Source organism: Mesorhizobium sp. WSM4983, from assembly GCF_029625765.1.
Classification (GTDB): Bacteria; Pseudomonadota; Alphaproteobacteria; order Rhizobiales; family Rhizobiaceae; genus Mesorhizobium.
This window is the reverse complement of record NZ_JARTVM010000003.1, coordinates 308,999-321,751: the sequence shown is the minus strand read 5'-3', so window position 1 is coordinate 321,751 and position 12,753 is coordinate 308,999. Positions and strand designations below refer to the sequence as shown.

16 protein-coding genes and 1 tRNA gene are annotated in these 12,753 nt (G+C 65.6%); 10 read left to right on the top strand and 7 right to left on the bottom strand.

Translation table 11 applies throughout. From position 1 onward, the window contains the following. The first annotated feature begins 9 nt into the window (after window positions 1-9). Complete coding sequence (locus P9254_RS12415; protein WP_278054983.1) at window positions 10-1,140, top strand: NAD(P)H-dependent flavin oxidoreductase; 1,131 nt, start codon at window positions 10-12, stop codon at window positions 1,138-1,140. Window positions 1,141-1,337: 197 nt separating this feature from the next. Here the strand turns inward: P9254_RS12415 and P9254_RS12410 are convergent, their stop codons facing one another. After that, entirely contained in the window at window positions 1,338-1,508 is a 171-nt protein-coding gene (locus P9254_RS12410) for a hypothetical protein (protein ID WP_164746699.1), read from the bottom strand. A gap of 109 nt (window positions 1,509-1,617) precedes the next feature. Here P9254_RS12410 and P9254_RS12405 point away from each other — a divergent pair, with 109 nt between their 5' ends. After that, window positions 1,618-2,418, top strand: a complete 801-nt coding sequence (locus P9254_RS12405) for a class I SAM-dependent methyltransferase (RefSeq protein ID WP_278052264.1) — start codon at window positions 1,618-1,620, stop codon at window positions 2,416-2,418. Between the two features lie 91 nt (window positions 2,419-2,509). Here the strand turns inward: P9254_RS12405 and P9254_RS12400 are convergent. The 3 genes from P9254_RS12400 to P9254_RS12390 all read right to left on the bottom strand — a co-directional run bounded on the left by P9254_RS12400 (window position 2,510) and on the right by P9254_RS12390 (window position 5,207). Then, window positions 2,510-2,586: transfer RNA gene (locus P9254_RS12400), tRNA-Arg, on the bottom strand. A 255-nt stretch (window positions 2,587-2,841) separates the two neighbouring features. Continuing rightward, window positions 2,842-3,768: a DUF1003 domain-containing protein gene (locus P9254_RS12395; protein WP_095827255.1), complete on the bottom strand. Its 927-nt coding sequence runs from the start codon at window positions 3,766-3,768 to the stop codon at window positions 2,842-2,844. A 515-nt stretch (window positions 3,769-4,283) separates the two neighbouring features. After that, window positions 4,284-5,207 carry a D-alanyl-D-alanine carboxypeptidase family protein gene (locus tag P9254_RS12390; RefSeq protein ID WP_278055209.1) on the bottom strand — a complete coding sequence of 308 codons (924 nt, stop codon included), beginning with the start codon at window positions 5,205-5,207 and terminating at the stop codon, window positions 4,284-4,286. A 283-nt stretch (window positions 5,208-5,490) separates the two neighbouring features. On the opposite strand from P9254_RS12390, the gene P9254_RS12385 reads away from it, so the two are divergent. From P9254_RS12385 to P9254_RS12375, 3 genes are all read left to right on the top strand, one after another. Beyond that, entirely contained in the window at window positions 5,491-6,597 is a 1,107-nt protein-coding gene (locus P9254_RS12385; protein WP_278054982.1) for a hypothetical protein, read from the top strand. Window positions 6,598-6,721: 124 nt separating this feature from the next. Beyond that, window positions 6,722-7,333 (top strand): nucleoside triphosphate hydrolase, encoded by a 612-nt coding sequence (locus tag P9254_RS12380; protein WP_095799084.1) that lies wholly within the window; start codon window positions 6,722-6,724, stop codon window positions 7,331-7,333. A 144-nt stretch (window positions 7,334-7,477) separates the two neighbouring features. Next, entirely contained in the window at window positions 7,478-7,783 is a 306-nt protein-coding gene (locus P9254_RS12375; RefSeq protein ID WP_278054978.1) for a hypothetical protein, read from the top strand. Window positions 7,784-7,789: 6 nt separating this feature from the next. Here P9254_RS12375 and P9254_RS12370 read toward each other — a convergent pair whose 3' ends face one another. The 3 genes from P9254_RS12370 to P9254_RS12360 all read right to left on the bottom strand — a co-directional run bounded on the left by P9254_RS12370 (window position 7,790) and on the right by P9254_RS12360 (window position 10,157). Further along, a complete protein-coding gene (locus P9254_RS12370; RefSeq protein ID WP_095831909.1) occupies window positions 7,790-8,494 on the bottom strand; it encodes a glutathione S-transferase family protein in 705 nt (234 codons plus the stop codon). Window positions 8,495-8,689: 195 nt separating this feature from the next. Further along, window positions 8,690-9,898, bottom strand: coding sequence for a beta-ketoacyl-[acyl-carrier-protein] synthase family protein (locus P9254_RS12365; RefSeq protein ID WP_278054977.1), 1,209 nt, complete (start codon window positions 9,896-9,898; stop codon window positions 8,690-8,692). A 4-nt stretch (window positions 9,899-9,902) separates the two neighbouring features. Continuing rightward, entirely contained in the window at window positions 9,903-10,157 is a 255-nt protein-coding gene (locus tag P9254_RS12360) for an acyl carrier protein (RefSeq protein ID WP_040975089.1), read from the bottom strand. Between the two features lie 197 nt (window positions 10,158-10,354). Here P9254_RS12360 and P9254_RS12355 point away from each other — a divergent pair, with 197 nt between their 5' ends. Genes P9254_RS12355 through P9254_RS12335 form a run of 5 tightly spaced genes read left to right on the top strand, consistent with a single transcriptional unit; the run spans window position 10,355 to window position 12,735 of the window. Further along, a complete protein-coding gene (locus P9254_RS12355) occupies window positions 10,355-11,197 on the top strand; it encodes an urease accessory protein UreD (protein ID WP_067324678.1) in 843 nt (280 codons plus the stop codon). Window positions 11,198-11,234: 37 nt separating this feature from the next. Further along, window positions 11,235-11,537: an urease subunit gamma gene (locus P9254_RS12350; protein ID WP_067323957.1), complete on the top strand. Its 303-nt coding sequence runs from the start codon at window positions 11,235-11,237 to the stop codon at window positions 11,535-11,537. A 10-nt stretch (window positions 11,538-11,547) separates the two neighbouring features. Then, window positions 11,548-11,802 (top strand): DUF1272 domain-containing protein, encoded by a 255-nt coding sequence (locus P9254_RS12345; RefSeq protein WP_066999128.1) that lies wholly within the window; start codon window positions 11,548-11,550, stop codon window positions 11,800-11,802. A gap of 26 nt (window positions 11,803-11,828) precedes the next feature. Beyond that, window positions 11,829-12,422 carry a HupE/UreJ family protein gene (locus tag P9254_RS12340; protein ID WP_278054975.1) on the top strand — a complete coding sequence of 198 codons (594 nt, stop codon included), beginning with the start codon at window positions 11,829-11,831 and terminating at the stop codon, window positions 12,420-12,422. A 7-nt stretch (window positions 12,423-12,429) separates the two neighbouring features. Next, entirely contained in the window at window positions 12,430-12,735 is a 306-nt protein-coding gene (locus P9254_RS12335; RefSeq protein ID WP_127247901.1) for an urease subunit beta, read from the top strand. Window positions 12,736-12,753: the final 18 nt, after the last annotated feature.

Below are 12,753 nucleotides of genomic sequence, written 5' to 3'. Positions count from 1 at the left end.
TCCAGGCCTATGATGGACTGCGCGTGTTCCTTTCCCGACACAGGAAAAACGCTCGTGTGGCCGAACCGTCGTTTATGCGATCTCCTAAAGATCGAACATCCCATCATCCAGGCTCCGATGGCCGGCTCGGCGACTCCGGAACTCGCCGCCGCGGTGAGCAATGCCGGCGGGCTGGGATCGCTCGGCTGCGCATCGATGCTGCCGGACGGCTTGCGCACCGCTGCGCGCCAGCTGCGCGCCTCGACCGAGCGTCCTTTCAACCTCAATTTCTTTGTTTTTCCCAGACCGGACACCAGCGACGCCGTACTGACCCAGGTCATCGACAGGTTGCGGCCCTACTACAAGGAGCTGTCGCTCGACGAACCCTCGCGGAGGCTTCCGCCGATCGGCCCGGGTTTTGACGATGAAAAGCTTGAACTGCTGCTCGAGATCCGGCCACCGGTCGTCAGCTTCCATTTCGGCATTCCGGACGCGGCCGCGGTCGCCAAGTTGAAGGAGTCCGGGATCGTGGTTATCAGCACCGCGACGAATGTCGCCGAAGCGCGCCAACTCGCCGACAGCGGAGCCGACGCGGTCATAGCTCAGGGCTGGGAGGCAGGCGGCCACCGGGGATCGCACGCTCCCAACCGTCCCGGTGACGGCGTGGGAACTCTGGCGCTGGTTCCCCAGGTCGTGGATGCCGTCAAGCTGCCGGTCATTGCCGCCGGAGGCATCGCCGACGGCCGCGGCATAGCGGCCGCCTTCGCGCTTGGCGCCAGCGGCGTGCAGATCGGCACCGGCTTCCTGTCTTGCGACGAGGCCGGCACGGACGGACCGCGCCGAGCCCTGATCCGCGCCGCCACGGACATGGACACGATGGTCACCGATGCCTTCACCGGCCGCGCGGCGCGGGCAAGACGCACCCGCTTCGCCTTGGAGATGGAGGTGAACCGGGCGCGCCTCCCCGACTTCCCGCAAATGGTTGCGCTCAGCGCTCCGCTCGGCGAGGCCGGTGCAAAAGGAGATTTCGCCTTCCATCTCTATGGGCAGGCGGCCGCCTTGAACCGGGAGCTTCCTGCGGGCGAATTGATGCAGACGCTCGTGGCCGAAACCGGTGAGGTGTTCGAAGCGCTTTCGACCGGCAAAACGATGCCCGCGTGAGCGAAGTCTCCGCTCGTTGACGTCCCGGACAAGTCCCAATCCGGACTGCGACAAGATCGGCCGGCAGGCAGGCATGCCATCCGCGCGATCGATGATGCCGGCATTCGGCGGCAAGGGGCGACCGCCCAGCTCGGCCAGTTTTGCCGCGATATGCGGTCTGGGTAATCTGCGGCTGCGAAACGCACATGGCGATCCGATCACGCCGCGGAACACGGCGGCATCCTCGCTTGCGGCGGCGAAAAGCCGGGCCATGACTGGATTCGGCGGCGGAACAGGAAGGCCCTCACCAGCGCGTTCATCTCGGCGATCCGGGCTCGCTCGGCGGCAATCTGGTTGCGATAGAGCGGACTGGCGCTCGGTCTCGGCATCGTATGCTCCTGCCAACGCCACCTGTGCGATCTCGGGACGATCGGCTGGTTTCGTTGCTTGGCATGGTCCCTGCGTGGGTCTAGGCTGAAACCAGCAAGGGAGGGCGGGATGACATCAAGCTTCACCGTTCACGCGGCATCCGGCTATGAGCAGCTCATGGGCCGCTGGAGCCGCAGGCTCGCGCCCAAGTTCATCGACTTCGTCGGCCTGGCCGGCGGCGAGAAGATCCTCGACGTCGGCTGCGGCACCGGCAGCCTGACCTTCGAACTGGCGAAGTCGCGCGATCTCGCCGAAATCCAGGCCATCGACTTCTCAGCCGTCTTCGTCGCGGCGGCCAAGGAGAGGAACACCGATCCGCGCATCACTATTGAGCAGGCGGACGCCACGGCGCTGCCTTTCGAGGACAATGTGTTCGACCGTGCGCTGGCGCTGCTGGTCCTTCACTTCGTGCCGGAGACCGGCAAGGCGGTGGCCGAGATGCGCCGCGTAACGCGGCCTGGCGGCGTGGTCGCGGCCGTGGTGTGGGATCACCTCGGCGGCATGCCGGCCATGCGCATGATGATCGACACCGTTGCCGCGCTCAGCGAAAGCGGCCGCCAGATGCGCAATCGCTACTGTTTCCAGCCGATGATGCAGCCCGGCGAAATGAAGCGGACCTTTGTCGAACAGGGCCTGACCGACGTCACCGAAACCGAGCTGATGATCCGCATGGATTACCAGAATTTCGACGACTACTGGGCGCCGATTGCCGCCGGCGAAGGCCCGCTCGGCAAATATATGACCACGCTCGACGCAGCCGAGCGGACCCGCACGGAGGCTGCAGTACGCGATGCCTATGAGGCCGGTCGTGCCGATGGGCCGAGGTCTTTCGCCAGCGTCGCCTGGGCCTGCCGCGGCATCGTGCGCTGACCTTCAACGCGATCCGAGCTGCGCGCGGACGGCGTCGCGGGAACTGCGGTCGCCTAGCCGGCCAGTGCCGGCAGCCTGCGGTGCCAATAGATGGCGCACCCGACAGGATTCGAACCTGTGACCTCTGCCTTCGGAGGGCAGCGCTCTATCCAGCTGAGCTACGGGTGCTTCCCGGGAAACCGGAAAACGAACCAGCCGGTGAGCCGGCCAGCCACGGCTTCTTAGCGGAAGCGCGTGCCGGCTTCAACGGGCAATTGGCTTGGCGGAATATTCGCCGTAGCGGACAGGCTCGCATTCGTCCGATGGAGGTGCTGGAGTCGAGAGCGAGCGGTCCCAACTGATGTAGGCTCGGAGGCCGGCGGCCCCACTTCGGCAATGCTTCGCGACTTCCGAGCGTTGTTCAGGCGCAAGCTCTCGCCAGCCTCACCCCTCCACCTCGCTCTTCGCCACCCTCCGCTGCACCCCGCGCGTCGCCCGCTTCTGCTTCTTCGCGGTCAGCTCGTGCATGGCATCAAGCTGCATCTGCTGCATCTCGGCCAGGCGCTGCCATTGGCGTGAGATCAGGTAGTCGAGCTTTTCGTGCAGATGCCGCACTTCGAGCTCGGCCTTGAGGTTCACCCGGTAGTCGTTGAAGGAGCGCAGCCGGTCCTTCGCTTCCTGCCGCTTCTGGCTCATCATGATGATCGGCGCCTGGATGGCGGCGATGCAGGATAAGAGCAGGTTGAGCAGGATGAATGGGTAGGGATCAAAGGCGGCGGCCGCGCCCTCGAAGAGGTTGAGGCCGATCCAGATCAGAAGCACCGCCGCGAACGAGATCAGGAACCACCAGCTGCCGCCGAAGGCCGCCATGTCGTCCGAGACGCGGTCGGCGAAGGAGCGGCGCTCCTCGAACTCTTCTTCCGAGTTCTCCGAGATCGTGTCCTGTCTGGCGATCGATTCCACCACCTGGCGGTCGAGCTCGGAGAATTCGCCATGCTCCTGCTGCAGCAATTCCTCCATGTAGCGCATGCGGTAGCGGGCGAGCTCCTCGCGGCTGATGCGGGCGCCGCGCGGCAGGTCGGGATGGTCGGAGCGGATGCGGTCGGCGAGGCTCGGCCTCAGGTCGTCGACGCGCACCAGGTCGCGCTTGCGGAACTTCCGGCCGCTGATCGCCGACGGTTTTTTCTTGGGCTTTGCGCGCGCCGCGCCGGGCAGGTGCGGCTCCGAATCCGGCACCTCCGGCGCTTCGAGGATCTCGTCCGCCGCCTCATGCTGATCTTCCGGCACGGTGGCCGCCTCGAGGTATTCGCCGCCCGAGTCGTTTTCGTTGTCGGCTATTGTCTGCGCGGATGCCTTTGGGTCGCCGGCCATGCTCAGTGCTCCTCTTCTCGGGCTTCGATACGATACGCCGAGCCGGCGCGGCATATCCATCGCGACTGTGAAGCTGGTGTGACCGAACAAGTTGTTGTGATGGATGGACGCGCTTTCGGCGCGCACAGGACATAGATCCAATTCAGGGAGATTTGGTTGAAAGGGCTTGCTGAGCAACAGCAAATCTCTGGGGGCAGCGCCGCCCCTCATCCGCCTGCCGGCACCTTCTCCCGTATCCGACGGGGAGAAGAGGCTGGCCGCAAGCTCGGCGCTTTCCTGCAACGCTGGAGATTGGCGAAACCGGCGATGAGAGCGCCTCTCTCCCCGTCACTTACGGGGAGAGGATGCCGGCAGGCAGGTGAGGGGCAGCGCCACCGTCGAAAGCATTAATCCTGCCTCACTGGCGCCAATGGTCACCGCCGGCTGGCCTATCCTGGCCCTGTGGGCGGCCGCCCCGCCAAACCGCATCAGGGCCAAGGCGGTCGCTTGAACAGGCCGCCGCCACTCGGGCTTCGCTACTGCGCCGGCAAACCGGGCAGCGACGAACTTGGCGCGGGCAAACCCGGAAGTGCCGAAGCGGCCGGCTGCTGGCCGGCATACATCAGCCGCGTCTGGGCATCGGCGCTCATCGGCGACAAGCTGCGCTGGATCAGCGCCTCGACATGGTCGTTGCGCTGGCGCGCGCTTTGGGCGCCCATCACCACCACGATCAGATGCCTGCCGTCGGCATTGTAGGAGGTGACGATGTTGTAGCCGGAAGCGCGGATATAGCCGGTCTTGATGCCGTCGACGCCGCGCACCCGTCCCAGCATGTCGTTATGGCCGCGCACCAGCCGGCCGCGGAACATGAAATCGCTTTCGGAGAAATAGTGGAAATGCTGCGGGAAGCGGCGCTGGAGCGCGATGCCCAGCACCGCCATGTCGCGCGCCGTCGTCACCTGGCCGTCGTCGGGCAGGCCGCAGGCGTTGCGGAAATTGGTGCTGGTCATGCCGAGCTGGCGCGCCTTGGCGGTCATCATGGCGGCGAACTGCTCCTCGCTGCCGCCGCCGAGATATTCGCCCACCGCCACCGCCACGTCGTTAGCCGACTTCACCACCATGGCGCGGATGGCGGAATCGACGTCGATCGTCTCGCCGCGCCTGAAGCGCAGCTTCGTCGGCGGCTGCGAGGCGGCGTGGTTGGATACCGGGATCTGCGTTTCCTTGCTCACCCGGCCGCTCTCCAGCGCCTCGAACAGCATGTAGAGCGTCATCATCTTGGTCAGCGACGCGGGATAGCGCTGCGCCGTCGAATTGACCTCGAACAGCGTCTTGCCGGTCGAAGCGTCGACCACGATCGCGGCATATTTCTGCGGCTGCGCCGGCACGGCCAGCACGGTTTCCGGCGGCGCGGCGGTGGTGCAGCCGGCAATGAGGAGCAGCAGCACCAGCGCGGTCATCAATTTCTGGAGGAGCGAAAGCGGAGTGGACAAGATTGTTCAAAAACGGTTGCTGAGATGCGGCGAAGCTAGCGTACCGCATCCGCTCCGTCCAACTGGTTAACGTCGGGAATGAGGCATTTGCCCAGCTTTTGGCGGTTTGCAGGAGGTTGAATTGCCTTCAAGGTCGGCAGCGCCGAGTTCGACAATTGGTGGCATTCGCCTGATGCAAAATGCCTATCGCCCTGCTTGCGCCGCTGCCGCCGGTCAGGCTTTGTTGTCACCGAAGATTCGAGGTTTGGCAATGGACACCCTCAGCATCAACGCAAAAGGCATCTCAGTCTCCCTCGATCTCGCCGTCGGCCACATCGCCGCCCTGGAAATCGAGGCCGATGGCCGCCGCCTAAAACCGCTGCACCGCGCGCCCTGGGTCGGCTCGCCGCGCGCGACGTTGCCGCAAAACCTCCCCGAAGGCACGGTGCGCCTGTCCGGCGACTTCCTCTGCGCGCCGTTCTCCACCAGCGATGTCGAAGCTGCTCCCCTCCACGGTTGGACGGCCAACAGCGAGTGGGATGTCGTCGAAAGCAGTGCCATCGCCGGCGGCTGGCGCGCCGTCTTCCGCTTGCGCCGCAAGGTGATGGGTGCTTCCGTCGACAAGGTCTTCACGCTCCGCGACAACCATCCCTTCCTCTACCAGGAACACATCTTCTCCGCCGGTTCCGGCGCCATTTCCGTCGCCCACCATCCGATGACGGCAATGCAGGACGGCGGCCGGCTCGCCTTCTCGCCGAAGCGCCTGGCGGTCACGCCGGCGACGCCGCTGGAGCCCGATCCGGCGCGCGGCCGGTTTCGCCTGGCCTATCCCGCCCGCACCACCGACCTTACCCGTTTCCCGCTCGCGGCCGGCGGCACCGCCGATCTCGCCGACTACCGCATGGAAGACCAGCGCGAGGATTTCATCACCCTGGTCGAGGCCGATCATGGCGGGCCGGGCTGGACGGCGCTCGCCCGCCGCGCCGAGCAGGATCTGGTGCTGGTGCTGAAGAATCCGGCCGAGCTGCCGGTCACCATGCTGTGGTTCAGCAATGGCGGGCGCGACTACGCGCCCTGGAGCGGCCGCCATGTCGGCGTGCTTGGCATCGAGGACGGCCGCGCCGCGGTCGGCCACGCCGCCTCGCTCGGCGACAACTGGCTGAAGCATGAAGGCGTGGCGACGGCCTTCGCGCTTGCCGAAGGGCGCAGCGTCTCCTTCCGCCATGTCATCGGCGCGGTTCCGGCAGCCGACGTCGAACCGCCAAGCGGCCTGGAACAAGCGACCGATCGACTGCGCATCCTTGCCCAGAATGGTTCAGCGAAGGAGATACCGTTCGACGGCGACTTCCTGCGCATCAGCCGTTCCGTGCCCGCCTGAAACCCTTGCTCCGCCATAGGATGACGACCGATCTCAAGGGCGTGCGGCAGCGGCTTTATAACCGTTTGAAATTTCTCCCCAGTGCCGCCAAGATGCGGCCGGAGTCGCTAGCGAAGAGGCGCTGATGTCCGACTTAGCCCATATCACTGCCGCCATCTTCAAGCGCGCCGGCAAGGCCAAGCGTTTCGTCGTTGCCATTGCCGGCCCGCCGGGAGCCGGCAAGTCGACCATATCGGGCAGGCTGCATGAATTGCTGCCGGAGGGCACGTCCGAAGTCGTGCCGATGGACGGCTTCCACTATGACGACATCGTGCTCAACCGGCGCGGCCTGCGCGCGCGAAAAGGGGCGCCGGAAACCTTCGATTTTGCCGGCTTCGAGACGCTTTTGAAGCGGATCCGCTCCGGCGAGCCGGACATTGCCATTCCGGTCTTCGACCGCACCATCGAACTCTCGCGCGCCGCCGCCGAGATCATTTCCGCCGACACCAAGTTCATCCTGGTCGAGGGCAACTATCTGCTGCTCGACGAGGAGCCGTGGTCGCGGCTGGCAGAGCTGTTCGATTTCACCATTTTCGTCGATGTCCCGCGCGACGAGCTCGAGCGCCGGCTGATGGAGCGCTGGCGCGGCCATGGCAAGTCCGACGAGGACGCCCGCGCCTGGATCGCCTCCAACGACATGCCCAATATCGAGCGCGTGCTGGCGCGCCGCAGGGAGGCCGACCTGGTGATTGGTTAACCTGCTCAATTTTCACCATTTTCGGGCGGGAACCTTAAGATTTACAGGTCGTTATTTCCATGACCCGAATTGTCCGGCACTGACGCGATTCCAGGAAAGTGTGTAACGGTTTCCGGAATTGCGCGAAAAACAGGGAACCGTCTTATGGCAACCAGGACCAGAAAACCGCCTGCAAGAAGCAGAGCCAATCAATCCAGAGCTGGTGCCGCTCCGGCGACCGCCGAGCGCTCCAAGGACGCCAAGCCGAGCTTCGGCAAGGCGGCGCCCAAGAAGGTCGTGCCCAGCACGGCGCACAAGGCTCCCGCGAAGGCCGCGAAGCCTCATAAGCCGGCGGCAAGGTCGGGGCCGATCCGCACTGTGGCAAGCGTGGCGACCGGCGCGGTGGTCGCCACGGCGCGGCTTGCGGCATCGGTGCTCGGCCGGGGCGGCGCCAAAGCCAAGCCCAAATAGAGCGACTCAGCCCCTGGCCGGGATGGTCAGGCCCCTCTGCACGGCGGGCCGTGCGAGGCCGCGCTCCAGCCATGCCGCGACACCGGGGAAATCGTCGAAGCCGACCAGATCGCGCGCTTCGTAGAAGCCGATCAGATTGCGCACCCAGCCGAGCGTCGCGACGTCGGCGATCGTGAACTCGTCATCCATGATCCATTGCCGGCCCTTGAGCCGCGTTTCCAGGACGCCGATGAGGCGCCGCGACTCGTCGCGATAACGCTCCAGCGGCCGCTTGTCGGCGATCTCGCGCCCGGCGAATTTGTTGAAGAAGCCGACCTGTCCGAAGATCGGGCCGATCGCGGCCATCTGGAAGAACACCCACTGGATCGTCTCGTAGCGCCGGATGGGATCGGCCGGGATCAGCTTGCCGGTCTTGTCGCTGAGGTAGAGCAGGATGGCGCCGGATTCGAACAGCCCGATCGGCTTGCCGCCGGGCCCATTCGGATCGATGATCGCCGGTATCTTGCCATTCGGGTTGAGCGACAGGAATTCCGGCGTCCAGCTCTCGTTCTTGCCGATGTCGACCGGATGCGGCTCATAAGGCAGGCCGATCTCCTCCAGCGCGATCGAAATCTTCACGCCGTTGGGCGTCGGCCATGAATAGAGTTGCAGGCGGTCGGGATGCTTGGCCGGCCAGCGCTTGGCGATCGGAAAGGCGGACAGGTCGGTCATCGGGGCTCCGGATGCGGATGGGCGCGTGGCGGCGCGCGTGGCGGGTGGGCAAGACTTAGGACCCCGGCCCTCTGGGATCAATATGGCCGCCAATCGCCCCCCATGGACGGTCAGTCAACCGGCACCCGCAAGGATGGGAACGCGTCCGGCGCCGGCGAGCGCCCGCGTCGGCTCGCCCATCTCAGATCGCCCGTCTCAGATCGCCTTGAAGGCCAGCACGGCATTGGTGCCGCCGAAGGCAAAACTGTTGCTCAGTGCTGCGCGCACCTTGCGCTCGCGCGCCACATTCGGCGTCACGTCGAGATCGCATTCGGGGTCGGGCTCGCGGAAATTGGCAGTCGGCGGCACGATGCCGTCGCGGATCGCCATGACGCAGGCGATCATCTCCAGCCCGCCCGAGGCGCCAAGGCAATGCGCATGCATCGACTTGGTCGAGGAGACCGAGAGTGCGCTCACATGCTCGCCGAAGACGCGTTTGATCGCCGCGGTCTCGATCTGGTCGTTGGCCTTGGTGCCGGTGCCATGCGCATTGAGATAGTCGACGTCCTCGGGATTGAGCCCTGCATCCACCAGGCAGAAGCGCATCGCCGCTTCCGGTCCCTCGACGGTCGGCGCGACGATGTCGGAGGCATCGGCCGAGAGGCCCGCGCCGGCGATCTCGGCAAGGATGGTGGCGCCGCGCGCCATTGCGTGGTCGTAGCTTTCCAGCACCGCCATGCCGGCGCCTTCGCCGAGCGACAGGCCCTGGCGGTCGGCAGAGAACGGCCGGCAGGTGTCGGGCGAGAGCACGCGCAGCGCCTCCCAGCCCTTGAGCACGCCCCAGACCAGCGGCGCCTCGGTGCCGCCGGCGACCATGACGTCGGCGCGGCCGAGCCGGATCTGGTCGACGGCCGAGGCGATGGCATGATTGGCCGACGCGCAGGCCGAAGTGACGCCGAACACGGGTCCGCGCAGGCCGAGACTCATGCTGACCTGGCCGGCGGCCGCGCCTGGCATAACCTTCGGCACGGTGAAGATAGCGGCGCGGTTGCGCCCCTCGATCAGGATCACGCGGTAATTCTCCTCGATCGTTTCGAAGCCGGCGACGCCAACGCCGACAACGGCACCCATCCGATAGGTGTTGTCGGTATGCGCGACCAGTCCGGACTGCCGCATCGCTTCGCGCGCCGCGATCACCGCCAGCAGGCTGAAGCGGTCCATCGACACCACCTGCTTGCGGTCGATGCCGTGATCGGGCAACGCCTTGATTTCGGAGCCGACCTTGACCTTCAGGTCATGCAGCGAAGGATTGTCGATCGGGCCGATTGCCGAACGGCCGGCGCGCATGGCGTCCCAGATCGCCGGCACATCGGTGCCGAGCCCGCATATTCCGCCAATGCCGGTGATGACGACGCGCTTGAGCATGCAGTCAGGCTTTTTTCGCGATCAGTTCGCGAACCGCCTCGACCATGTCGCCGACGTTCTTGAGGTTGCTCCAGGCGTCGACCGTGTTCATCTCGATCTCGATGCCGTACTTCTCCTCGAGATCGAAGATGATCTCGGTCAATTCCAGCGAATGGATCCCCAGCGTGTTGAGATCCGTGCTCGGCGTGATTTCTTCGCCGCCAGGTTCGGCATGCGCTTTGATCTTTTCGATGATTTCGGTCGTCAGCTGGTCAGCCATTCGGTTCCTTCCCCTGTCGTTTTCCGACGCCAACTGATCAGCGCCCCTGTGTCCCCGGATTCACAAACGTCGTCGCCCCTTACCTCGCCAGGAATCCGTGTGACCGCTCCAAGGTGGCTCCCTCTATAGAAACCGAAACGATGTCAAGCAACAAGCTATATATCGACAAAGCCGGTGGAGTGCTTAACGTTGGCGCCGTGGACATGATCGAGGATATCCTGATTTCTCTGCCTGCCGCGCAACGTGTTGCCGGGCGAGGCAGGCTTTTCTGCGGCAAGAGCGGCGGCAGGACCCGCCTTCAACGTCTCTATCAGGACGGATCGGCGAAGATTCGCATGCCGGCGGTGCAAGGCGACCCGCTCGAGGCCGTGCTGATCAACACGGCCGGTGGGCTGACCGGCGGCGACCGGCTTGGCTGGGAGATCGAGGTCGGCGAGGGCGCCTCGGCATCGATCACCACCCAGGCCTGCGAGAAGATCTATCGCGCCGCATCCGACCGGGCCGAGACGAAGGTCAGCCTCACGGTTGGCGCCGGCGGCAGCATTGCCTGGCTGCCGCAGGAAACCATCGTTTTCAACCGCGCGGCCTTTGCCCGCGCGCTGCATGTCGAGCTGGCGGTCGGCGCCGAGGCGCTGCTCCTGGAGGCGACGCTGTTCGGCCGGCTTGCGATGGGCGAACGGACGGTCCTGGGCAATTTCCATGACCGCTGGCGGGTTTGCCAGGGTGGCAGGCTCATCCACGCCGAGGACTTTCGCATCGGCCCGGATATCGCGGCCGGCCTCCAGCGCCAGGCCGTGACCGGCGGCGCGCTTGCAAGTGCAACGATGCTTCTCGTCTCCCCGCGTGCGGAAACCCTGCTGGAACCTGCCCGCGCGATCATCGGTGATCAGGGTGGCGCCAGTTTCTGGAGCGTCGGGCAATCTGGCAAGCTTCTTGCGAGGCTCACCGCCGGCGACGGCTACCAGCTCCGCAAGCGGCTGATTCCGCTCGTCGAGCTGCTCAACGGACGGGCTGGCCTGCCCAAATTATGGTCACTTTGACCTTCGAATACTTTGATCTTGAGTACCGAGAAGACGCATGAACCTGACGCCGCGTGAAAAGGATAAGCTGCTGATCGCCATGGCGGCGATCGTGGCGCGCAGACGACTGGAACGCGGCGTCAAGCTCAACCACCCCGAGGCGATCGCGCTGATCACCGATTTCGTCGTCGAGGGCGCCCGCGACGGCCGCTCGGTGGCCGAGCTGATGGAGGCCGGCGCCCATGTCGTCACGCGCGCCCAGGTCATGGACGGCATTGCCGAGATGATCCACGACGTCCAGGTCGAGGCGACATTTCCCGACGGCACCAAGCTGGTGACCGTGCACGAACCGATCCGGTGAGCAGGATCCGATGCTGGAACTCAGACCCAATTGCGAATGCTGCGACAAGGATCTGCCGCCCGAGGCGGCGGATGCGCTGATCTGCACCTTCGAATGCACCTTCTGCGCCGATTGTGCGCAAGATGTTCTCGGCGGCGTCTGCCCGAACTGCGGCGGCAATTTCGCGCCGCGGCCGATCCGGCCGGCGGCAAAGTTGAAGAAATACCCGGCCTCGACCAAACGCGTGCTCAAGGCCGGGGGCTGCGGCCCCCGCAAGGCCGCCTGAGTCGGCAATTCGAAAAGGACCCGCCCATGACTTCCGCTTCGACGAAACGCACCGCGCTTGCCGCGATCCTCTTCCTGGCGGCGGCGATGCCGGCTTACGCCCATGTCGGCGTCGGCACGACCTCGTCCCTCACGGCGGGCTTCATGCACCCGCTGTCGGGCCTCGACCATATGACCGTCATGATCGCGGTCGGCCTGTGGGCGGCGATGAAAGGCGGCAAGGCGGTGTGGGCATGGCCGCTCGCCTTTGTCGGCGCGATGGTGGCGGGCGCAGCACTCGGCATGCTGCAGGTGCCGGTGCCTTTCGTCGAGCCGGGTATCCTCGCTTCGGTCGTTGCCCTCGGGTTGCTGGTGGCGCTGGCGGTCGACCTGCCGGTCTCGGCGGGTGTGGCCATCATCGGCCTGTTCGCCCTGTTCCACGGCCATGCGCATGGCACTGAAGTGCCGGAGAATGCCGGCGGCCTCGAATATATGGCGGGTTTCGCCGTGGCGACGGCGCTTCTTCATGGCATCGGCATCGCGGCCGCGCTCGGACTTGGGCTCCGCTTCCGCGCCCTGGCGCGTCTTGCCGGCGCCGCCTGCGCGACGGTCGGCGCGGGCCTTGCCTTCGGCGTGCTGTGAGGCTGCGATGATCCCCGGCGAAGTCATCACGGCAAAGGGCGACATCGAGCTGAACAAGGGCCTGCCGACGGTGATGCTCAAGGTCGCCAACAGCGGCGACCGTCCGATCCAGGTCGGCAGCCACTATCATTTCTTCGAGACCAATGAGGGCCTGAAATTCGACCGCGAACGCGCCCGCGGCATGCGGCTCGACATCGCCGCCGGCACGGCCATGCGCTTCGAGCCGGGCCAGGAACGTGACGTCACGCTGGTGCCGCTCGGCGGCAGGCGCGAGGTCTATGGATTTCAACAGAAGGTGATGGGCAAGCTGTGAGGCGTGGCGGCGCGCTCA